Origin of the sequence: Xenophilus azovorans DSM 13620 (genome assembly GCF_000745855.1) — a bacterium.
Classification (GTDB): domain Bacteria; phylum Pseudomonadota; class Gammaproteobacteria; order Burkholderiales; family Burkholderiaceae_C; genus Xenophilus; species Xenophilus azovorans.
Genome location: NZ_JQKD01000043.1, coordinates 14,807 through 37,125 on the forward strand (window position 1 = coordinate 14,807; position 22,319 = coordinate 37,125).

The following is a 22,319-nucleotide window of genomic DNA, read 5'->3' on the forward strand; positions in this document are numbered from 1 at the left end:
ACACAAACACACCAGGAGACACCAAATGACTTTCACGATGACTTCGGTCAAGACCGTGCTGCTATGCGCCAGCCTGGCCGTCGGCCCCTCCCTGCAAGCACAAACTCCCATCAAGATCGGCTTCCTGGCCGAACTGTCGGGCCCACAAAGTGCGCTGGGGCAAGACCAATATGACGGATTCATGATGGTCGTGCAGCGCAACGGCGGGAAGCTTGGCGGCGTGCCGGTGGAGTTGTTCAAGGAGGATTCGCAACTCAAACCCGACGTGGCGGTGCAGGCCACGCGCAAGCTGATCGATAAAGACAAGGTGTCGATCATCACCGGCATCACCTTCTCGAACATCATGATGGCCGTCCACAAACCCATCACCGAAAAGGGCGTCTTCTTGGTCGGCTCCAATGCGGGACCAGCGCCCATCGCTGGCGCGCAGTGTTCGCCCTATCAATTCATAGTCTCGTGGCAGAACGATATGTTGTCGGAGGTGGTGGGCAAATATGCCGCCGACAAGGGCTACAAGCGGGTCGTCGCGCTGGCACCTAACTACCAGGCCGGCAAGGACTACATCGCCGGCTTCAAGCGCTTTTACAAATCTGAACTTGCCGACGAAGTCTATACGCCGCTGAACCAGCTGGACTTCTCGGCCGAACTCACGAAGCTTGAAGCTATTCGGCCCGATGCCGTGTTCGTGTTCTACCCAGGCGGACTCGGCGTCAACTTCGTACGCCAGTACCAACAGGCGGGCCTCATGGGCAAGATACCTTTGCTGTCCACGGGCACCACCGACGGGGCAACTCTGCCAGCGCTGCGCGACACTGCGCTCGGCGCGATCTCCGGCTCGTTCTGGGGGCCCGATTTCGACAACGCCGAAAGCCGGCGCTTTGTCGAGGAGTTCGAGGCCAGCTACAAGCGCATCCCATCGCAGTACGCGGCGCAAAGCTACGACGCCGCCATGCTGCTCGACGCGGCAATCGCCAAGGTGCGAGGCGACGTAGCCGATAAACCGGCATTCATGGCGGCCCTCAAGAACGCGGATTTCAAATCAGTACGAGGAGCGTTTCGGTTCAACAACAACAACTTCCCGATCCAGGACATACCCGTTTTCGAGATCGCGAAGGATGCAAAAGGCCGCGTCAGCATGCGGACGCTGACGTTTCCCTTGCGCAATCACAAGGATGCGTACCACCAGCAGTGCCCACTGAAGTAGGAGTGATGCGATGAGTGTAAACCTGCTGCTCGCGCAGTTGCTCAATGGGTTGCAGTACGGCGTCCTGCTCTTCCTGCTGGCTGCCGGACTCACGCTCGTGTTCGGAATCATGAGTTTCGTTAATTTGGCCCACGGTTCGCTTTACATGTTGGGCGCCTACTTCTCTGCGACCGTATACAACGCGACGGGCTCGTTCGCGCTGGGTCTGATCGCAGGGTTGGCCGGCACACTTCTCCTGGGCCTTGTGCTCGAGTGGGTGGCCGTCTCGCGGCTCTATCTGCGTGACCACCTAGACCATGTTCTGGCCACCTTCGGCCTGGTACTCTTCTTCAACGAAATCGTGCAGATCATCTGGGGCGCACAACCCTATTTCACGCAGGTCCCCGAAACACTCGACCGTACGATCAACCTGTTCGGTTTTTCCTATCCGGCCTATCGCTTCGCAATCATTGTGGTTGGCGTTTCGGTTGCGGTCGGCGCCTACCTTCTGATCCACAAGACGCGAATCGGCATGTTGATCCGCGCCGGCACAGTGAACCCCAAAATGGTCGCGGCGCTCGGCGTGAACATCAAGCTGCTCAACGCCATGCTGTTCGGACTCGGCGCCATGCTCGCGGGTCTAGCGGGTGTGATGGCCGGCCCGATCCTGTCCGTGCAGTCCGGCATGGGCGAGCCGGTGCTGATAACGACACTTGTCGTGATCGTCATCGGGGGGATTGGATCGGTCGGCGGCGCATTCTATTCGGCACTCATCGTGGGCACAGTCGACACACTCGGGCGCGCGTTCCTGCCAAGCGTTTTGCGCCTCGTGACCGAGCGCTCTTTCGCTGACGCCGCAGGGCCAGCACTTGCATCGATGCTCATTTACGTGCTCATGGCCGCAGTGCTCGCCTGGCGCCCGCAAGGCCTCTTCCCTTCCAAGGGGGGCTGACCATGTTGCAACATCCTCTGGCTCGACCGAGCGCACTGGTGCCGCTCGTCCTTTTCGCAGTGCTGGCCCTGGTGCCCTTCATCGCGCAGGCGATCGGCGAGCCCTTCTATATTGCGCTGTTCGCGCGGATCATCATCTATGCAATCGCGGCAAGCGCGCTGAACCTCGTGCTGGGCTATGGCGGGCTGGTCAGCTTCGGCCATGCGCTCTTCTTTGGCATAGGCGCATACGGCGTCGCGCTGCCGGTCTTTCACGGAATCGACAACGGCTGGGTCCACTTGATCCTCGTGTTTGGAGTATGCGGTGTTGCCGCGGCGGTGACCGGCGCGATAAGCTTGCGCACCTCCGGCATAGCGTTCATCATGATCACGCTTGCCTTTGCTCAGATGGGCTTCTTCCTCTTCGTGAGCCTGAAACGCTACGGCGGTGATGACGGCCTCTCGATAGCCCAAGCCAGTCGATTTGGGCCGCTGAACCTTGGCGACACCGGCGCTGTATACGCTTGCGCCTTCTTGGTGCTGGCACTTGCGACCTGGTGCCTCGCTCAATTGCGCGCAGCACCCTTCGGAATGGTGCTGCGCGCCGCGCGACAAAACCCTCGTCGCGTCGCCACTGTCGGACTGCCGGTCTCGCAGTATCGGCTCACGGCTTACGTGATGTCCGGGATGCTGTGCGGCTTGGCAGGTTTCCTGCTTGCCAACCTGAACGCCTTCGCTTCGCCGAGCACGATGGCATGGACCGTGTCGGGCGAACTCATAGTCATCGTCGTGCTGGGCGGCATGGGCACCGTCTTCGGCCCTTTGCTCGGTGCTTTCGTGCTGCTAGGGCTTGAGGAGATCATCAAGGGGTACACCGACCACTCCATGGTCGTCCTGGGCCCCATGATCCTGTTGATTGCCCTGGCAGGCAAATCCGGCATCATCGGCCTGCTGCAGAAGCTCGACCACGCCGCCGCGCGGCCAGCCCCCGTACCTGCGAAACCCACAAGGGCGACGCACGCAAACGGCGGGGAGGGTTGACATGGCCACCATGCTTCAGACCGAGTCTCTGGTCAAGCGCTACGGCGGCCTGCTGGTGACAGACGCCGTCTCTCTGGACGTCGAGGAGGGCGAGATCCACGCGGTGATCGGCCCCAACGGCGCGGGCAAGACCACCCTGATCAACCAACTCTCTGGCGAACTGGCCTCGAACAGCGGACGCATCGTGTTTGGAGGCTTCGACATCACCAACCTGCCCTGCCACGAGCGAGCCCGCGCGGGACTGGTGCGCTCCTATCAGATCACTTCGGTCTTCGAGGAGTTCACCGTGCTCGAGAACACGGTGCTTTCCGCCCTCGGCGCGCGCGAGCACGCGTTCCGGTTGTGGCGACCCATGCTGTCGCGCACCGAGGCGTGCGGCGCTGCGGAAGAAGCGCTCGAATCCGCTGGTCTCGGTGACCGCGCCAATGTCTGTGCAGGCGACCTGGGCTACGGCGAGCGCCGTCAGCTCGAGCTGGCGATGAGCCTCGCAGCCCGTCCAAAGCTGTTGTTGCTCGACGAACCGATGGCGGGCATGAGCCCGCAGGAATCGTCTTCAGTGATTGCGTTGCTGAAGCGGTTCAAGCGACGCTACTCGATTCTTCTCATCGAGCACGACATGGACGCGGTCTTCGTACTCGCGGATCGCATCACCGTGCTCGTCTACGGCAAGGTCATGTTCACTGGGAGCCCTGCCGAGATTCGCTGCCATCCCGAGGTGCGCGCGGTGTATCTCGGCGAGGAAGCGGTTTGACGGCGCGGGACAACGATATGAGCACTTTCTTCTCCGTCCTTGGGCTGCAGGCCTCCTACGGCCACGCCCAAGCCCTCTTTGACATCTCTTTTGACGTACGAAAGGGGCAGGTAGTCACGCTGCTCGGCCGCAACGGCATGGGTCGGTCGACGACAGTCAAGTGCATCTTCGGGCTGTTGCCCGTCTCGGCCGGCACGGTGTCGATTGACGGCATTCGACTCGACCGACTGCCCATCCACCGCGTGGCGCGCAAAGGTCTCGCATTGGTGCCCGAAGGCCGGCAGGTCTTCCCGAACCTCACTGTAGAGGAGAACCTCGTCGCGACAGCCCGAGTCGGTGAGTCGGCGCCCTTGCCACATTGGACGCTCAGCCGCGTCTACGACCTCTTTCCCCGGCTCCGGGAGCGCCGGCGGAACCTTGCCTCGCAGCTATCGGGCGGCGAACAGCAGATGCTCGCGATTGGCCGCGCGCTGATGACCAACCCACGCCTGCTCGTGCTTGACGAGGCCACCGAGGGCCTGGCACCTCTCATCCGCCAAGAGATCTGGCGTGCGCTCGGCGAATTGAAGGCCAATGGACTCTCGCAGATCGTTATCGATAAGAACGTCGGTGCACTGCTTGATCTGGCAGATCACCACTACGTGATTCAAAAAGGTTGCGTTGTTTGGCAGGGCGGGTCCGAGGCACTTCGCCGCACGCCTGATGTCATCCATCAATACCTGGGAGTGAGCTGATGAGTGCGACCATGAAGACTGCGCTCCCCGCTTGCACATCCACGGAGTTTCGACTCGGGATGGGTTCTAAGGAGCAATCATGAATACACACCGTAAAGACAGCGCACGGTCAAACCTTTCGAAGGATGCTGAGCGAACTGACGGTTCGGATGACACAACCATGAAGAAAAAATCGACCTCTCAGGAGAACGATGAGAGCAAACCTACGTCGGATGTAATGCCGCTTGCGGGCGTCAAGGTACTTGAACTCGGCTCGCTGGTAGCGGGGCCTTACGCCAGCGCGCTGCTGGCTCAGTTCGGCGCGGAAGTGATCAAGATCGAGCCGCCGAAGGACGGGGATCCGTTGCGCAAATGGCGCAAGCTCCACGAGGGTACCTCGCTGTGGTGGTACACGCAAAGTCGCAACAAGAAGTCGGTCACGCTCGACCTCAAGCGCGACGAGGCGCGCGAGATCGTACGTCGCCTGGCCGGCGAAGTCGACATCGTGATCGAGAATTTCCGTCCCGGGACGCTGGAGAAGTGGGGGCTGGGCTGGGAGCAATTGTCGGCCCTCAATCCGCAACTTGTCATGGTCCGCATCTCCGGCTACGGGCAATCGGGCCCGTACAGCCAGCGACCGGGCTTTGCGGCCATCGCCGAGTGCATGGGCGGGCTGCGTCACGTGACCGGATTTGCCGATCGTCCGCCCGTACGGGTGGGTGTAAGCTTGGGCGACACGCTGGCCTCGCTGTACGGCACGATTGGTGCCCTGGTGGCGATGCACCATCTCAAGGCCAACGCGGGCAAGGGTCAGTTCATCGATGTCGCGTTGTACGAGTCGGTATTCGCGGTGATGGAAAGCCTGATTCCAGAGTACGCGGAGTTCGGCTTCGTGCGGGAGCGGTCCGGCGCCAGTCTCCCGGGCATTTCACCATCGAATACCTACCGTTGCGGCGATGGCCACTACGTGGTTATCGCAGGCAACGGCGACGCCATCTTTAAGCGGTTGATGCACGCGATCGGGCGCGACGATCTCGGCGCTGACCCCGCGTTGGTGCGTAATGACGGCCGTGTCAGACACAATGATCGGCTGGATGCCGCTATATCCGATTGGACCGGACTGCACCCGCTTGACGAGGTCTTGAAGGTCCTGGAGGCGGCCGAAGTGCCCAGCGGGCGCATCTACACCGCAGCCGACATCGCGGAAGACCCGCACTTCCACGCGCGCGACATGATCGAGCGCCACGCGCTACCCGACAGCACACCAATCGACTTTCCGGGCATCGTGCCCAAGTTGAGCGCGACTCCCGGGCGCACGAAATGGGTCGGCCCCGAGCTCGGCGCGCACACGCAGGAAGTGCTGGCCTCCCTGGGCATTGATGCCGACGAGCTCGCCCGACTGCGCGCCGATGGCGTGGTTTGAGGGGCAACTCATGCAAAAGGCTAACGGCCAGCGGCTGTACATCCAGGAAGTTTCTGTGCGCGACGGATTCCAGATCGAGTCTCGCTTCGTGCCCACCGAACAGAAAATTGACCTGATCAATGGCTTGAGCCGCACAGGACTGGCCAAGATAGAGGTCACATCGTTCACCTCGCCCAAGGCCATCCCGGCGCTGGCGGATGCCGAAGCCGTGATGCGAGGGATCGAACGGATTCCCGGCGTTGAATACGCCGCACTGGTGCCCAACATTCGCGGCGCTGAGCGCGCGCTCGACTGCGGCGTCGACGAACTGAATCTCGTAATGTCTGCGAGTGAGACACACAACGCCGCCAACCTGCGGATGACCCCTGCGCAGTCGTTGGCGCAGTTTGCCGAAATCGTGAGGCTGGTGGACGGCCGTAAGCAGGTCAACGCCTCGTTGTCCACGGCCTTCGGCTGTCCGTTCGAAGGTGACGTGCCGGACGCGGTCCTGCTGGCGCTCGTAGAGCGCATCGCAGGGCTGGGCATCGCGCGCGTGACGCTGTGCGATACGACCGGCATGGCCCATCCGGGGCAGGTGGAGCGCCTCTGCCGGGCGGTGAAGACTGGTTGGCCGCAACTGACCTTGACGGCGCATTTTCATGACACCCGTGCCATGGGACTGGCGAATGCGTTGGCGGCGCTCGAGGCCGGCATCGACCGCTTCGATGCCTCCCTCGGCGGGCTGGGGGGCTGTCCCTTCGCGCCGGGCGCCAGCGGGAACGTCTGCACCGAAGACTTGGTTCACATGTTCGAGGCCATGGGCTATCGCACCGGCGTCAATCTGGAAGCGCTGCTGGCGCAGGCGCGCCGCATGCCTGAGATCGTCGGCCACGATGTGCCCGGGCAGGTCATGAAGGCGGGTCCATCGAGTCGGCGGTATCCCGTACCGGATGGCGTGCACTCACGCGAACCGCAGCAGCGCCTGGCCGGCGTGGGTTGCCTTGCCGGAAGCCCGGCCAGTCCGGTCCTGAGGGGAACGTAATGGCCGCCGCGACACTTTTCGAAAAGCTGTGGCAACGGCATGTGGTGCACGAGCCCGAGGCCGGCCCTCCGCTGCTGTACATGGACCGCCATCTGGTCTACGAGGTCACCAGCCCGCAGGCGTTTGAGGGGTTGCGCATGGGCAAGCGCAGGCTGTGGCGTCCGCAAACGGTACTGGCGACCGCGGACCACAACGTGCCGACGACATCGCGCTCCGTGGGCATCATAGATCCCTTGTCGCGTATCCAGGTCGAACAGCTCAGCCGCAACTGCAAGGAGTTCGGTGTCACCGAGTTCGGACTCTCGGACCCCCGTCAGGGCATCATCCATGTCGTCGGTCCGGAACAGGGCGCAACCTTGCCGGGAATGACCGTTGTCGCCGGCGACTCGCATACCAGCACGCATGGCGCCTTCGCCGCCCTGGCCTTTGGTGTCGGTACTTCCGAGGTCGAGCATGTGCTCGCGACGCAGTGCCTGTCCGTCAACCCGATGAAGCCCATGCTCGTGCGCATTGAGGGAGCACTGGCGCCTGGCGTAACGGCCAAGGACTTGATCTTGGACGTGATCGGCCGCATCGGCACGGCAGGCGGAACCGGCTACGCCATCGAGTTTGGCGGTGGCGCGGTTCGCGCCTTGTCCATGGAAGGCCGAATGACTTTGTGCAACATGGCGATCGAAGCAGGCGCTCGCGTTGGATTGGTCGCGGTCGATCAAAAAACGATCGACTACCTGAAAGGGCGTCCGTACGCGCCGCGCGGCGAGCGATGGGAGCAGGCGGTGGCGTACTGGCGCACACTGGTCAGCGACGAGGGTGCGCACTTCGACAGAACGCTTGAGATCGATGCGGCTCTTGTGCAACCCATGGTGACTTGGGGCACATCGCCCGAAATGGTGCAGCCGATCGGCGGCCAGGTGCCCGATCCTGCGCGTGAACCGGACCCTGTCAAGCGCTCCGGAATGGCCAATGCGCTGGCGTACATGGCAATCGAGCCGGGCATGCCAATCAAGGCCATTCAGCCGGACAAGGTGTTCATCGGATCGTGCACCAATGCCCGCATCGAGGATCTGCGCGCTGCGGCCGCCGTGCTGAAGGGCGGACATATTGCTCCCACGATCAAGCTAGCCCTCGCGGTCCCGGGCTCGGGGTTGGTCAAGGCGCAGGCCGAAGCCGAAGGCCTTGACCGCGTGTTCACCGACGCGGGTTTCGAATGGCGTGAACCGGGCTGTTCGATGTGCTTGGGTATGAACGAAGACCGGCTGGCGCCCGGAGAGCGCTGTGCCTCCACCTCGAACCGCAATTTCGAGGGCCGTCAGGGGGCGGGAGGGCGTAGCCATCTCGTGAGTCCGGCAATGGCGGCGGCGGCCGCAGTTGCGGGCCACTTCGTTGATGTCCGTAAGGAGTTCAGCTGATGGAACCTTTTACGTTTCTCGACGGCATCGTGGTGCCGCTGAATCGCGCCAACGTCGACACGGACGCCATCATCCCGAAGCAGTTCATGAAGTCGATACGACGCACAGGCTTCGGGGGCAATCTGTTCGACGAATGGCGCTATTTGGACAAGGGCGAGCCCGGGCAGGATTGCGCCGCGCGGCCGACGAACCCGGCTTTCGTGCTGAACCAGCCCCGCTACCAAGGTTCCTCCATCCTGTTGGCGCGAGCGAACTTCGGCTGCGGCTCCAGCCGCGAACACGCGCCGTGGGCGCTGCACGACTATGGCATTCGTGCGCTCATCGCCCCCAGCTTTGCCGACATCTTCTACGGCAACTGCTTGAAGAACGGCATGTTGCCCATCGTGCTGCCCGAGGTTGAGGTGCAGTATCTGTTCGAACAGGTAAAGAGCCAGCCTGGTTACCGCCTGCGCATCAACCTCGAGAGACAGTCTATCGAAGCACCGATCGGCCCTGCTCTCGGCTTCGAGTTCGATCCGTTTCGCAAACGCTGTCTGCTCAACGGCATCGACGACATCAGCCTGACGCTGGAGCATGACGCGGAGATTCGCCGCTACGAGGCTAGGCGGCAATTGGCGGAGCCATGGGTATTTGGAGGGGCTTGAAAAAGCTGGCAATTTCATTCATCAAGCCCAAGAGGATCAACCGTGACCATCGTTCTTCAAATTCAGAGCTCGTTCAGAGCTCGTGCGCAATGTGCTGCGGCACCTTACCAGCATAACCGTCTTACTGGCGACAGTCGTCATCACGGTGCCTGCGGACTCGGCAGAACAGTTTCCCACCAAACCGATCAAGATCCTGGTCGGCAGCCCGGCAGGCAACCTTTCTGACGTGCCTGCTCGTTTCATCGTGCAGAAGGTACCCTTTCCACTGAAGGAACACAACCCATGCCCCAATTCACCCTGCGCCAGAAATTCTTGTTCGGCATAGTCGCCGTGCTCACGGTGTCGCTGCTGGTGATGCTGGGGGGGCGATTCCTCGGCAAGGCCGCGCGCTTCCACCACCTGGAGCGAGACCATCTCAACGTGGTCATGCAGATAGAGCTCGCCATGCAGCGGGCGAGTTCGGGTGACACGGCCCCGGCGGTTGGCAAGGACCTGCTGCTCAAGCCGATCGAGCACGGGCAGTGGCTTGCCGCGCAGGTCGATGTGGAGTTGTTCAAGGTCGAACAGGGGCTGTTCCGCCTGCTCGGCTTCAATGACGTCATTGACTTGCCGCGCAAGGGCATTGACGATCTGGAGCGCATGAAGAAAATCATCGAGCTCGAGCCTGGCAGCACCGTGAGCCCGGCGCTGGTCGAGCGGCTGCGGCCCGACATGGCGGTGGTACAGGAAAACGCCGACCGTTTCGCCCCGCTGGTGGCCGAGGCGGTCGGCTTCATCAAGGCGCTTGTCTTCAGCATCAACCTGCTGGGCGGTCTGGTGCTGCTGGCCTCCTTTTGGGCTATCCGCAAAGCGGTGCTCGGGCCGCTGGAGGAGGCGCTGCGGCTGGCGGGCCAGATTGCCCAGGGCGACCTCACGGGGCAGATCGTGACGCGTTCGAACGACGAAGTCGGCCAATTGATAACCGCCCTGGCGGACATGCAGGGCAGCCTGTCCAGCATGGTGGCCCATGTGCGCCAGAACGCCGAGAGCCTGGAGGCGGCCAGTTCCGAGATTGCCCAGGGCAACCACGACCTGTCGGCGCGCACCGAAAGCCAGGCCAGCTCCCTGGAAGAAACCGCCGCCAGCATGGAGGAGTTGGGCTCCACTGTGCGCCAGAACGCCGACAACGCGCGCCATGCGAACCAGCTCGCGCAAAGCGCCAGCACCGTGGCCGTCCAAGGCGGTGAAGCCGTGGCCCAGGTGGTCAACACCATGACAGGCATCAACGAAAGCTCCCGCAAGATCGCCGACATCATCAGCGTCATTGACGGCATCGCCTTCCAGACCAACATTCTGGCCCTGAATGCCGCCGTCGAGGCCGCCCGAGCGGGCGAACACGGTCGCGGCTTTGCCGTGGTGGCCACCGAAGTGCGCAGCCTGGCCCAGCGCAGCGCCGAGGCCGCCAAGGAAATCAAGACCCTGATCAACGACAGCGTGGGCCGGGTCGAGCAAGGCAGCGCCTTGGTGGACCAGGCCGGCACCACTATGAGAGAGGTCGTGGACAGCATTCGGCGCGTGACCGACATCATGGGCGAGATCAGCGCGGCCAGCACCGAGCAGAGCCAGGGAGTAGCGCAGGTGGGCGAGGCCGTCACCAATATGGACCAGGCAACGCAACAGAACGCGGCGCTGGTCGAGCAGATGGCCGCCGCGGCCTCCAGACTGAAGGGTCAGTCCGAAGAGCTGGTGCAGACGGTGGCGGTGTTCAAACTGGCGGACGATGGCAGTTCCGACCCGGCTGCCTACGCACAAGACCAGTCGCATGGGAGAACTGCGCCGCACCGGTTGGCAGACCACCGACATCCTGATCCTCAGCTATGGCCGCCCGCGGCAGTCAATATGGGCTTGCTGGACGCTTATGCTTCAGAGAAAAGCTCGACGAACAACTGACGTAGCCACATGTTGCCCGGATCCCGGTTGTACTTGGCATGCCAAAACAGGTTGATGGCGATGTCAGGCAGCTTGGCCGGGTGCGGGGATGTCGTCAGACCAAAAGGCACTTCGCAGCGAACGGCAAAACGTTGCGGCACGGTCGCGATAAGGTCGGTGCTGTGCAGAATGGGGCCGACCGCAATGAAATGCGGCACCACCAGTCGCATGCGCCTTTTGATGCCTGCGCGTTCAAGCAGGCCATCGACCTCACCGTGTCCGGTGTTGAGTGCGACCACGCCGACATGCTCCAATTCACTGAACTGCCTCAGGCTCATGGGGGATTTGGCGCTTGGATGGTCCTTGCGGAACATGCATACGTAGCGGTGGCGAAAGAGGCGCCGCTGAAAGAATCCGGTCTGTAGCTCTGGCAGAAGACCCAAGGCAAGATCGACCGCACCCGACTCCATATCCTCCTTCAGATTGCCTGCATTCGGGCGCAGCGTGCTGATCTGGATATGAGGAGCTCGTTGCGCAAGCGCTTCCATCAGTGGAGGCATGAAGTACATCTCGCCGATGTCGGTCATGGCCAAGTTGAAGGTGCGCGTGCTGATAAGCGGGTCGAACGAGTCACGGGTCGTCAGCGCCGTCTGCAGCGTGTTGAGCGCATAGACCACGGGCTCCGCAAGATGCAGTGCATACGGTGTCGGCTCCATGCCTTTTGACGTGCGCAAGAACAAATCGTCCTTTAGCGCCGCACGCAGCCGTTTAAGTGAATTACTGACGGCAGGCTGCGTCAGCCCCAGTTTTTCGCCGACCGTCGATACGCTCCGGTCGAGCAGTAGCTGTTTGAAGACCACCAGCAGATTCAAGTCGATGTCGCGCAGATCCATGATGTCTCACCATTATTCATGCTGGTGATTTTAACTATCAGATTTGATCTATGGCGCTATACCGCTCGACGGGCCAGAATCGCAGCCATTCGGAGACAACTGAAAAAGAGCTTGCATGGAACTGGTAGTAGAACCCCTCAATTTGCATCTGAACGCGGAGACCGGCAGCACCCTGCTTGACGTGCTCAGGTCCAACGAGGTCCCCATTTCTTATAGCTGCATGTCGGGCCGCTGCGGCACTTGCCGTTGCCGTGTGATTGCCGGCCATCTTCGCGATAACGGCCCCGAGACAGGGCGCCCGCAGGCAGGAAAGGGAACCTACGTTCTGGCCTGTCAGGCGGTACTGATCGAAAACTGCACGATTGAGATCCCTGAATCTGACGAGATCGTGGTTCACCCGGCGCGCATCGTCAAGGGGACGGTCACAGCGATAGACGAGGCCACCCATGACATCCGGCGCCTGCGCATCAAACTGGCCAAGCCGCTTGAGTTCAGCCCCGGCCAGTACGCAACGGTGCAGTTTACGCCCGAATGCGTCCGCCCCTATTCGATGGCCGGGCTGCCTGGCGATGCAGAAATGGAGTTTCAGATTCGCGAGGTTCCGGGCGGGCACGTCAGCAACTACGTTTTCAATGAACTGTCCGTAGGCGCTTCGGTGCGGATCAGCGGCCCCCTCGGAACGGCCTATCTGCGGCGCACGCACACGGGCCCCATGCTTTGTGTGGGGGGTGGAACCGGTCTGGCGCCCGTCCTTTCGATCATTCGAGGCGCACTGGAGGGAGGGATGAGCAACCCCATCCATCTGTACTTCGGTGTGCGGAGCGAGCAGGACATCTATGACGAGGAACGCCTTCACGCATTGGCTGCAAGGTTTCCGAATCTCAAGGTGAATGTCGTTGTTGCAACAGGCCCTGCCGGCCCTGGTCATCGATCCGGCCTGGTCACCGATCTGATCGAACGTGACCTGCCCAATTTGGCGGGATGGCGCGCCTACCTGTGTGGCGCTCCGGCCATGGTAGAGGCCCTGAACCTGCTCGTTGCTCGCCTGGGCATAGCACCCGGGCATATCCATGCCGATGCGTTCTATCCCAGCGGTGTCTGAGCGAAGGCGCCATGCGAGCCCAATTTAATCCAAGGAAACCATGCCATGAATGAACCCCAACCCGTGTTTCCCCAAGATCCGAAGTGGCCGGGCGACGGCAGCAGCCGCGTTCCCTTCTGGGCCTACACCCGCGAAGACCTGTACAAGCGCGAATTGGAGCGCCTGTTCTATGCAAACCACTGGTGCTATGTAGGCCTGGAAGCCGAGATTCCGAATCCAGGCGACTTCAAGCGAACGGTGATCGGTGAGCGCTCGGTCATCATGGTGCGTGATCCGGATGGCGGCATCAACGTGGTGGAGAACGTCTGCGCCCACCGTGGCATGCGCTTTTGCCGCGAGCGCCACGGCAACGCCAAGGACTTCTTCTGCCCCTACCACCAGTGGAACTACAGCCTCAAGGGTGACCTGCAGGGCGTGCCCTTCCGCCGTGGCGTCAAGCAGGACGGCAAGGTCAACGGCGGCATGCCCAAGGACTTCAAACTCGAAGAACACGGCCTGACCAAGCTCAAGGTGGCCGCCCGAGGCGGTGCAGTGTTTGCCTCTTTCGACCACGATGTCGAGCCTTTCGAGGACTTCCTGGGCCCAACCATCCTGCACTACTTCGATCGCGTCTTCAATGGCCGCAAGCTCAAGATCCTGGGCTACCGCCGCCAGCGCATCCCGGGCAACTGGAAGCTGATGCAGGAGAACATCAAGGACCCCTACCACCCGGGCCTGCTGCACACCTGGTTCTCGACCTTCGGGCTCTGGCGCGCCGACAACAAGTCGGAACTGAAGATGGACGCCAAGTTCCGCCACGCCGCAATGATCTCCACGCGCGGTCAGGGCGGCAAGAACGAGGAGGTCGTGTCCGGCGTGGACAGCTTCAAGGAACAGATGAAGGTGAACGACCCGCGCCTGCTCGACATCGTGCCCGAGCCCTGGTGGGGCGGTCCGACTGCGGTGATGACCACGATCTTCCCCAGCGTGATCATCCAGCAGCAGGTCAACAGCGTATCGACCCGCCACATCCAGCCCAACGGTCACGGCTCCTTCGATTTCGTCTGGACCCACTTCGGCTTCGAGGACGACAACGAGGAGTGGACCCAGCGCCGCCTGATCCAGGCCAACCTGTTCGGGCCGGCGGGCTTCGTGTCGGCCGATGACGGCGAGGTGATCGAGTGGTCGCAGGAAGGCTTTGAGCAAAAACCGACGCACCGCACCGTGATCGAGATGGGCGGTCACGAAATCGGCGACACGGACCACATGGTCACCGAGACGCTGATCCGCGGCATGTACGACTACTGGCGCAAGGTGATGGGGGAATAAACATGGTCGACTTCAAAACCTATTTCGAACTGCTGAACCTGTACAGCGACTACGCCATGGTGTGCGACTCCGCCAATTGGGAGAAGTGGCCTGATTTCTTCATCGAGACCGGCACCTACCGCCTGCAGCCGCGCGAGAACTTTGAGCAGGGCCTGCCGCTGTGCCTGCTGGCGCTGGAGAGCAAGGCAATGATCCGCGACCGGGTGTACGGCGTCAAGGAAACCATGTACCACGACCCCTACTACCAGCGCCACATCGTGGGCACGCCGCGCGTGCTGTCAGTGGAGCGTGACGCGGATGGCGAGCGCATCACCGCCGAAGCCAGCTATGCCGTGATTCGCACCAAGTACGACGGCGATTCCACGATTTTCAACGCCGGCTATTACCGAGACGTGATCGTGCGCACGCCCGAGGGCCTCAAGCTGAAGTCGCGCCTGTGCGTTTACGACAGCGAAATGATCCCCAACTCTGTGATCTATCCAATCTGAGAACGAATCCAATGAGCGAGAACTGGATCGACGCCGCCGCCCGCGACGAGGTGCCCGAGGGCGACGTGATCGGCATCAATATCGTCGGCAAGGAGATTGCCCTCTACGAGGTGGCGGGCGAGATCTACGCCACCGACAACACCTGCACTCACGGCGCCGCCCGCATGAGCGATGGCTTTCTCGAAGGCCGGGAAATTGAATGTCCTTTGCATCAAGGCCGATTCGATGTTTGCACGGGTAAAGCCTTGTGCACACCCCTGACACAGGACATCAAAACCTACCCCGTAAAAATCGAAAACATGCGCGTGATGCTCAAGCTGGACTAAAACTCTTTGCAGGAGGAAAGCCAAATCCGGAAATCACCCCACCCAACCCAATCACTACCCGTTTTCAAACAAGAGGAGACAAGCAATTATGAGTTACCAAAACTTAGTGAGTGAAGCAGGGCTGACGCAAAAGCACCTGATTCATGGTGACAAAGAACTTTTCCAGCATGAGATGAAGACCATCTTCGCGCGGAACTGGCTTTTTTTGACCCATGACAGTCTGATTCCCTCCCCCGGCGACTATGTCACAGCAAAAATGGGCGTCGATGAAGTCATCGTCTCCCGTCAGAACGATGGCTCCGTGCGAGCCTTTTTGAATGTTTGCCGCCACCGGGGCAAGACACTGGTGAACGCAGAAGCCGGAAATGCGAAAGGCTTTGTGTGCAGTTACCACGGCTGGGGTTTCGGCTCCAACGGTGAACTTCAAAGCGTTCCCTTTGAAAAAGAATTGTACGGAGATGCGATCAAAAAGAAGTGCTTGGGCTTGAAAGAAGTCCCGCGCGTCGAGAGCTTTCATGGCTTTATTTACGGCTGTTTTGATGCAGAGGCTCCCCCGCTCATGGATTATCTGGGTGATGCAGCCTGGTACCTGGAGCCCATCTTCAAGCACTCAGGCGGTCTGGAACTTGTAGGCCCCCCGGGCAAAGTGGTGATCAAGGCCAACTGGAAGGCGCCCTCGGAAAACTTTGTGGGTGACGCATACCACGTGGGCTGGACGCACGCATCGTCTTTGCGCTCAGGTCAGTCGATATTTACCCCTCTCGCGGGCAACGCCATGCTGCCGCCCGAAGGCGCGGGCTTGCAAATGACCAGCAAATACGGCAGCGGCATGGGGGTGTTGTGGGACGCTTATTCCGGCGTTCACAGCGCCGACCTGGTGCCGGACATGATGGCATTCGGCGGCGCAAAACAGGAAAAGCTCGCCAAAGAAATCGGTGATGTTCGGGCGCGGATTTACCGCAGCCATCTGAACTGCACGGTTTTCCCGAACAACAGCATTTTGACCTGCTCCGGCGTTTTCAAGGTCTGGAACCCGATCGACGAGAACACGACCGAAGTTTGGACGTATGCGATCGTGGAAAAAGACATGCCGGAGGAATTGAAAATCCGCTTAGCCGACGCGGTTCAGCGCACGTTCGGACCTGCAGGCTTCTGGGAAAGCGACGACAACGACAACATGGAAACCGAGTCGCAAAATGCCAAGAAATACCAATCCAGCAACAGCGATCTGCTTGCCAACCTGGGTTTCGGCAAGGACGTCTACGGTGATGAAGTATATCCCGGCGTCGTTGGCAAGTCGTCCATCGGTGAAACCAGCTATCGCGGCTTCTACCGCGCCTACCAAGCGCACATCAGCAGCTCCAATTGGGCCGAGTTCGAAAACAGCTCACGCAGTTGGCATGCCGAACTCACCAAGACGACTGATCGCTAATCCAGGAGTCAACCATGATGATCAACACCCAGGAAGACAAGCTGGTCTCCGCGCACGACGCTGAAGAATTTCATCGCTACTTCATCGGACACGATAGCGCTTTGCTGCAAGAAGTCAACACGCTCCTAGCCAGGGAAGCACATCTGTTGGACATTCAGGCCTACAACGCCTGGCTTGAACACTGCGTTGCCCCCGAGATCAAATACCAGGTGATCTCGAGAGAACTGCGTTCCACCTCTGAACGCCGGTACAAGCTGAATGACGCAGTGAACATCTACAACGAGAACTATCAGCAACTGAAAGTTCGAGTTGAGCATCAGCTCGACCCGCAGAATTGGGCCAACAGCCCGAAGATGCGTTTCACTCGCTTCGTCACCAATGTCATGGCAGCCAAGGACACGGGTGCACCGGATCTGCTGCATGTCCGCTCCAACCTCATTCTCCACCGCGCCAGGCGCGGAAACCAGGTTGACGTGTTCTATGCAACGCGAGAAGACAAATGGAAACGTAACGAAGGTGGTGGCATCAAATTGGTCGAACGCTTTGTGGACTACCCTGAGCGCATTCTCCAAACCCACAACCTGATGATCTTCCTGTGAGCCCTGGGGATGCCTGCCTGGATGGCGGGCATTCGTGATTATTTTTAACAGAAATTTATTGCCATGAACACACAGCAAGTTGTTGCCATCACTGGCGCCGGCACGGGCATTGGTTTCGAGTTGGTTCGCTCTTTTAAGGCAGCCGGTTATCGCGTATCTGCACTCGTTCGCAACGAGGAGCAAGAGGCGGGTCTTCGCAGTGAATTCAAAGACGACATTGAGATCGTGGCGGGCGATGTCCGTGATCACGCCACCAATGAGAAGCTGGTTAAACAGACGGTTGCCAAGTTCGGGCGCCTGGATTGCTTCATCGGAAATGCCGGGATATGGGATTACATGCTGAGCATCGATGAGCCTTGGGAGAAATTCTCGGGCAGTTTCGACGAGATATTTGACATCAACGTCAAAAGCTATTTCAGCGGCATCAGCGCGGCCTTGCCGGAGCTCAAAAAGACGAACGGATCGGTGGTGGTGACGGCTTCCGTTTCTTCCTATGCGGTCGGTGGCGGCGGTTCTTGCTACATTGCCAGCAAACATGCGGTGCTGGGCATGGTCAAGGCTTTGGCCTACGAATTGGCTCCGCACATCCGGGTCAATGGCGTTGCGCCAGGTGGCACGGTCACTTCTTTGGCTGGCCCGGCAAGCGCTGGCTTCGACAAAACCAAAATGAAAGACATGCCCGGCATCGATGACATGATCAAAGGCCTGACTCCCCTGGGGTTCGCGGCAAGGCCCGAGGACGTGGTGGCACCGTACCTTTTGCTGGCCTCCCGAGAACAAGGGAAGTTCATCACTGGCACGGTGATCAGCATTGATGGCGGCATGGCGCTCGGCCGAAAGTGAATTTTCAATCAAATCAGATTTTTCAACCCCATTCCCAGGAGACAACCCATGAAGACGAAATTGTTCATCAACAACACCTGGAGCGCTTCGAGTGACAAAAAGTCATTCGATCGCAAGCACCCTGTCAGTGGCGAGGTCGTGACCCAATGCGCGAACGCCACGGTGGACGATGCGGTCAATGCGGCTCGAGCCGCTCAAGAGGCGTTCAAGTCCTGGAAGGCCGTCGGACCCTCGGAGCGGCGGCGCCTTCTTTTGAAGGTGGCAGACGTCATGGAGAGCAAAACGCCCGAGTTCATCGAAGTGATGGCCAAGGAAGTGGGCGCCTCCGCGCTATGGGCGGGGTTCAACGTGCACCTGTCGGCCAATGTGTTCCGGGAAGCCGCCTCACTGGCCACGCAAATACAAGGTGAAACCATTCCGACGGACAAGGCTGACACCCTGTCGATGACGCTGCGTCAACCGGTCGGCCCCATCTTGAGTATCGCGCCATGGAACGGCACCGCAGTGCTCGCGGCGCGGGCCATCGCGTATCCGTTGGTCTGCGGCAATACCGTGGTGTTCAAAGGCTCCGAGTTCAGCCCCGGCACGCACGCGTTGATCGCGAAGTGCGTACAGGAGGCCGGCCTGCCCGCTGGCGTGCTCAATTATCTGAACTCGTCCCCGGACCGCTCGCCCGATATCGCCGATGCGCTGATTTCGTCTAAAGAGATTCGTCGCATCAACTTTACGGGCTCCACTCGCGTGGGGCGCATCATCGCCCAGAAAGCGGCCCAACATCTCAAGCGCTGCTTGCTGGAGTTGGGTGGCAAGTCCCCGCTGATCGTTCTGGACGACGCGGACATCGACGCGGCGGTCAAGGCAGCGGTGTTTGGCAGTTTCCTGTTCCAAGGCCAGATCTGCATGTCCACCGAACGCCTGGTGGTCGACGAGAAGATCGCGGACGAATTTGTCGCGAAGTTCGTCGAGAAAACCAAGAAGTTGAGTGCAGGCGATCCGTGCGTGACCGGGGACTGCGTCATTGGTCCGATGGTGTCGTCCAACTCGGGGGACCGGATCAATGGCCTGTTGAAAGATGCCATCGACAAGGGTGCCAAGGTCGTGTGCGGTGGTATGGCCGAGGGTGCGGTCATGCCCGCCACGATCCTGGACCACGTGACAGCCGACATGCAGATCTACGATGAGGAAACCTTTGGTCCCATCACTGTGGTTGTTCGTTGCAAGGGCGAAGCCGATGCCATCCGTATTGCCAACGACAGTGCATATGGCCTGTCATCGGGCGTGTTTGGCCGGGACGTGAACCGGGCCCTGCGCGTGGGCATGGCGATCGAATACGGCTCGGTCCATATCAACGGGTCCACCGTACAGACCGAGGCGCAGGCGCCTTATGGCGGCACAAAGGCCACCGGTTATGGTCGCTTCGACGGACGCGCGGTGATTGACGAGTTCACGGAGATCAAATGGCTAACCATTGAACCGTTCGAGCAGCAGTATCCCTTCTAAGCCGAAGCAACAAAGGAGTTAAACCATGAACAAGCCGGCAGCAGTCATTGAATTGGGGTACATGGGCATTTCGGTCAAGGATCCTGCAGCGTGGAAATCCTTTGCCGCAAACATGCTGGGACTTCAAGTCCTCGATGAGGGTGACAAGGATCGCTTCTATCTGCGAATGGACAATTGGCACCATCGGATCGTGGTTCATCACAACGGTCAAGATGACCTTGAATACCTGGGCTGGCGTGTCGCCGGTCAACCGGAATTCGAGGCATTGGGTCAAAAGCTCGTGGACGCAGGCTACAAAGTCCGCGTGTGCGACAAAGCCGAAGCACAAGAACGGATGGTACTGGGCCTGATGAAGACAGAAGATCCGGGGGGCAACCCGACCGAGATTTTCTGGGGACCTCGGATTGACCTGAACAATCCCTTCCACCCCGGTCGTCCCTTGCACGGAAAATTTCTAACCGGCGATCAGGGCCTAGGCCACTGCATCGTGCGTCAGAATGATGTTGAAGCGGCGCGTAAGTTCTATAGCTTGCTGGGATTTCGTGGAGATGTCGAGTACCGCCTTCCTTTGCCCAACGGCATGACGGCTGAGTTGACGTTCATGCATTGCAATGCTCGCGATCATTCCATCGGTTTCGGTTCAATGCCTGCGGCCAAGCGCCTCAATCATCTGATGATTGAATACACTCATATCGAAGATTTGGGTTACACACACCAGCTTTTCACGAAGGAAAAGATTGACATTGCCTTGCAATTGGGCATCCATTCCAACGATAAGGCGCTGACGTTCTACGGGGCAACACCTTCCGGCTGGCTGATCGAACCTGGGTGGCGAGGCGCCCCCGCCATTGCTGAATCGGAATATTACGTCGGCGACATTTTCGGTCACGCCATCGAGGCCACCGGTTATGGATTGGACGTCAAACTGAGCTAGCCATGCAAAAGATGCGAAATCGATCGCATCTGTTTTTCCCATTCTGTTCCATATAACAAAAGGAGACAATGATGATCAAAGAAGCCATTTCCCTCGCAGGACTTGGGATGCTGATGCTCAGCACCGCATATGCCGAGGATTCCCGTTGGTCATATCGCATCGGCGCCACCAACGTAGCCTTCGATGCGAGCGCCAAAGTTTCGATTGACGGAACAAGGGTTCCGGGTGGAAGCGCTGACGCTAGTGACAACAACGCTTTGACATTTGACTTCGGCTACATCATTAACGATAACTGGAACGCGCGATTAATTTTTGGCATTCCACCCACCACAAAAGTGACAGGCGCAGGCACGCTGCCTCCGATTTTGCTCGGTCGTGTTCAATATGCTCCTGCGGTTTTGTCGGCGACCTACAACCTGCCGCAGATGGGATTGATTCGCCCGTACGTGGGGGCGGGGATCAACTACACCCGAATTCTGAAAAGCAAAGATGCCAATCTGACCTCATTCGATGCAGATCATGCGTGGGCACCTGTGCTCCACATCGGCGCGGAAGCCGACATCAACCGCGACTGGTTTGTCAGCTTTGATCTCCGCAAACTTTATTTGAAAACAGATGCATCTGGGTTTCTTGGCCCGCAAGTCGCCACGGCCCGCGTAACATTGAATCCGTTGTTGACCTCGATTGCGATTGGTCGGAGATTTTGATCGGCCCACTTTGATTCCCAAGTTCTATTTACACCACCATTTTTAAAGGATATTTGAATGACAAGAAAGACCAGCAAAGCGACGCGCCTGACTGCAGAGGATATTCAAGGCGCATGGGTCATTATGCCGACCCCGTCCACGCCGGATGCCTCGGACTGGCGCAGCACGCACACGGTTGATCTCGACGAGACGGCCCGGATTGTCGAGGAGTTGATTGCGGCCGGCGTCAATGGCATTCTGAGCCACGGCACCTTTGGCGAATGCGCGACGCTGACGTGGGAGGAGAAGCGGGATTTTGTTTCAACGGTCGTCGAAACCGCCCGTGGTCGAGTGCCCTACTTCTGCGGCACAACAGCCTTGAATACCCGTGAAGTTATACGCCAGACCCGCGAAGTGATGGACATTGGTGCCCAAGGAACCATGCTCGGCGTGCCGATGTGGGTGAAGATGGATCTGCCCACCGCCGTGCAGTTTTATCGCGATGTGGCGGAAGCGGTGCCAGATGCTGCCATCGCTGTTTATGCCAACCCGGAGGCTTTCAAATTTGATTTTCCTCGCCCGTTTTGGGCCGAAATGTCCAAAATCCCGCAAGTTGTTACAGCCAAGTACTTGGGCATCGGAATGCTGGACTTGGATCTGAAATTGGCTCCAAATATTCGCTTCCTTCCGCATGAGGATGACTATTACGCTGCGGCCCGAATCAATCCTGAGCGCATGACCGCCTTCTGGTCCAGCGGCTCCATGTGCGGTCCAGCGACTGCCCTCATGCTTCGTGATGCGGTGACACAGGCCAAGACGACCGGTGACTGGACCAAGGCCAAGGCCATTTCAGATGACATGCGCGCTGCCGACGCCACACTGTTTCCACGCGGCGATTTCTCGGAATTCTCGAAATACAACATTGGTCTCGAAAAAGCACGAATGGACGAGGCGGGTTGGCTCAAAGCGGGGCCGTGCCGGCCACCCTATACGCTGGTACCAGATGAATACCTTGCAGGTGCTCGAAAATCAGGCAACGCCTGGGCCGCACTGCATACCAAGTACGCCGAGGAATTGAAGAAAACCAAAACGGCAACCGGCTCGAAAAAGAAGTGAGGCGAGGCCAGGTCCTGAGTCAGATATCTCCGATCAGCAAAGCTGGCTGATCTGGGCGTCCTCTGGATT

22 protein-coding genes are annotated in these 22,319 nt (G+C 59.7%); 21 read left to right on the top strand and 1 reads right to left on the bottom strand.

Annotated features, from left to right (window positions below; translation table 11 throughout):
* Positions 1–25: 25 nt before the first annotated feature.
* The 10 genes from Q392_RS20360 to Q392_RS34075 all read left to right on the top strand — a co-directional run bounded on the left by Q392_RS20360 (position 26) and on the right by Q392_RS34075 (position 11,044).
* A complete protein-coding gene (locus tag Q392_RS20360) occupies positions 26–1,204 on the top strand; it encodes an ABC transporter substrate-binding protein (RefSeq protein ID WP_026437486.1) in 1,179 nt (392 codons plus the stop codon).
* 10 nt (positions 1,205–1,214) lie between these two features.
* On the top strand, positions 1,215–2,135 hold the full coding sequence (locus Q392_RS20365; protein WP_026437487.1) for a branched-chain amino acid ABC transporter permease: 921 nt from the start codon (positions 1,215–1,217) through the stop codon (positions 2,133–2,135).
* Between the two features lie 2 nt (positions 2,136–2,137).
* Positions 2,138–3,154: a branched-chain amino acid ABC transporter permease gene (locus Q392_RS20370; protein WP_084217244.1), complete on the top strand. Its 1,017-nt coding sequence runs from the start codon at positions 2,138–2,140 to the stop codon at positions 3,152–3,154.
* A 1-nt stretch (position 3,155) separates the two neighbouring features.
* Entirely contained in the window at positions 3,156–3,905 is a 750-nt protein-coding gene (locus Q392_RS20375) for an ABC transporter ATP-binding protein (protein WP_038211654.1), read from the top strand.
* Between the two features lie 17 nt (positions 3,906–3,922).
* Positions 3,923–4,639: an ABC transporter ATP-binding protein gene (locus Q392_RS20380; protein ID WP_026437489.1), complete on the top strand. Its 717-nt coding sequence runs from the start codon at positions 3,923–3,925 to the stop codon at positions 4,637–4,639.
* 217 nt (positions 4,640–4,856) lie between these two features.
* A complete protein-coding gene (locus Q392_RS20385) occupies positions 4,857–6,041 on the top strand; it encodes a CaiB/BaiF CoA transferase family protein (protein WP_026437490.1) in 1,185 nt (394 codons plus the stop codon).
* 10 nt (positions 6,042–6,051) lie between these two features.
* Positions 6,052–7,062: a hydroxymethylglutaryl-CoA lyase gene (locus Q392_RS20390; protein WP_048806242.1), complete on the top strand. Its 1,011-nt coding sequence runs from the start codon at positions 6,052–6,054 to the stop codon at positions 7,060–7,062.
* Positions 7,062–8,471, top strand: a complete 1,410-nt coding sequence (gene leuC / locus Q392_RS20395; protein ID WP_026437491.1) for a 3-isopropylmalate dehydratase large subunit — start codon at positions 7,062–7,064, stop codon at positions 8,469–8,471. The genes Q392_RS20390 and leuC overlap by 1 nt, the downstream gene beginning before the upstream one ends.
* The gene (leuD, locus tag Q392_RS20400) at positions 8,471–9,115 is read left to right on the top strand and encodes a 3-isopropylmalate dehydratase small subunit (RefSeq protein WP_026437492.1); all 645 of its coding nucleotides are present in this window, start codon (positions 8,471–8,473) and stop codon (positions 9,113–9,115) included. Before leuC ends, leuD begins: the two co-directional genes overlap by 1 nt.
* 282 nt (positions 9,116–9,397) lie before the next feature.
* The gene (locus tag Q392_RS34075; RefSeq protein ID WP_084217246.1) at positions 9,398–11,044 is read left to right on the top strand and encodes a methyl-accepting chemotaxis protein; all 1,647 of its coding nucleotides are present in this window, start codon (positions 9,398–9,400) and stop codon (positions 11,042–11,044) included.
* Here the strand turns inward: Q392_RS34075 and nagR are convergent.
* Entirely contained in the window at positions 11,011–11,916 is a 906-nt protein-coding gene (gene nagR / locus Q392_RS20410; RefSeq protein ID WP_034303858.1) for a naphthalene degradation transcriptional regulator NagR, read from the bottom strand. The genes Q392_RS34075 and nagR overlap by 34 nt on opposite strands.
* Positions 11,917–12,031: 115 nt before the next feature.
* On the opposite strand from nagR, the gene nagAa reads away from it, so the two are divergent.
* The 11 genes from nagAa (at position 12,032) to Q392_RS32115 (ending at position 22,250) form a co-directional block, all read left to right on the top strand.
* Complete coding sequence (gene nagAa, locus Q392_RS20415; protein WP_038211661.1) at positions 12,032–13,018, top strand: naphthalene 1,2-dioxygenase/salicylate 5-hydroxylase systems ferredoxin--NAD(P)(+) reductase NagAa; 987 nt, start codon at positions 12,032–12,034, stop codon at positions 13,016–13,018.
* A gap of 45 nt (positions 13,019–13,063) precedes the next feature.
* On the top strand, positions 13,064–14,326 hold the full coding sequence (gene nagG, locus Q392_RS20420) for a salicylate 5-hydroxylase large oxygenase NagG (RefSeq protein WP_038211663.1): 1,263 nt from the start codon (positions 13,064–13,066) through the stop codon (positions 14,324–14,326).
* A 2-nt stretch (positions 14,327–14,328) separates the two neighbouring features.
* Positions 14,329–14,814 (top strand): dalicylate 5-hydroxylase small oxygenase NagH, encoded by a 486-nt coding sequence (gene nagH, locus Q392_RS20425; protein WP_026437496.1) that lies wholly within the window; start codon positions 14,329–14,331, stop codon positions 14,812–14,814.
* A gap of 11 nt (positions 14,815–14,825) precedes the next feature.
* The gene (nagAb, locus tag Q392_RS20430; RefSeq protein ID WP_034303853.1) at positions 14,826–15,140 is read left to right on the top strand and encodes a naphthalene 1,2-dioxygenase/salicylate 5-hydroxylase systems ferredoxin NagAb; all 315 of its coding nucleotides are present in this window, start codon (positions 14,826–14,828) and stop codon (positions 15,138–15,140) included.
* 88 nt (positions 15,141–15,228) lie between these two features.
* Positions 15,229–16,572, top strand: a complete 1,344-nt coding sequence (gene nagAc, locus Q392_RS32105; RefSeq protein ID WP_084217248.1) for a naphthalene 1,2-dioxygenase system large oxygenase NagAc — start codon at positions 15,229–15,231, stop codon at positions 16,570–16,572.
* A 14-nt stretch (positions 16,573–16,586) separates the two neighbouring features.
* On the top strand, positions 16,587–17,171 hold the full coding sequence (nagAd, locus tag Q392_RS20440) for a naphthalene 1,2-dioxygenase system small oxygenase NagAd (protein WP_038211667.1): 585 nt from the start codon (positions 16,587–16,589) through the stop codon (positions 17,169–17,171).
* Between the two features lie 63 nt (positions 17,172–17,234).
* The gene (gene nagB, locus Q392_RS20445; RefSeq protein ID WP_038211668.1) at positions 17,235–18,014 is read left to right on the top strand and encodes a 1,2-dihydroxy-1,2-dihydronaphthalene dehydrogenase NagB; all 780 of its coding nucleotides are present in this window, start codon (positions 17,235–17,237) and stop codon (positions 18,012–18,014) included.
* 48 nt (positions 18,015–18,062) lie between these two features.
* The gene (locus Q392_RS20450; protein WP_038211669.1) at positions 18,063–19,514 is read left to right on the top strand and encodes an aldehyde dehydrogenase; all 1,452 of its coding nucleotides are present in this window, start codon (positions 18,063–18,065) and stop codon (positions 19,512–19,514) included.
* A 25-nt stretch (positions 19,515–19,539) separates the two neighbouring features.
* A complete protein-coding gene (nahC, locus tag Q392_RS20455; protein WP_038211671.1) occupies positions 19,540–20,448 on the top strand; it encodes a 1,2-dihydroxynaphthalene dioxygenase in 909 nt (302 codons plus the stop codon).
* A 71-nt stretch (positions 20,449–20,519) separates the two neighbouring features.
* Positions 20,520–21,155 carry an OmpW/AlkL family protein gene (locus Q392_RS32110; protein WP_080746661.1) on the top strand — a complete coding sequence of 212 codons (636 nt, stop codon included), beginning with the start codon at positions 20,520–20,522 and terminating at the stop codon, positions 21,153–21,155.
* 57 nt (positions 21,156–21,212) lie between these two features.
* Complete coding sequence (locus Q392_RS32115) at positions 21,213–22,250, top strand: dihydrodipicolinate synthase family protein (RefSeq protein ID WP_011801861.1); 1,038 nt, start codon at positions 21,213–21,215, stop codon at positions 22,248–22,250.
* Positions 22,251–22,319 lie beyond the last annotated feature (69 nt).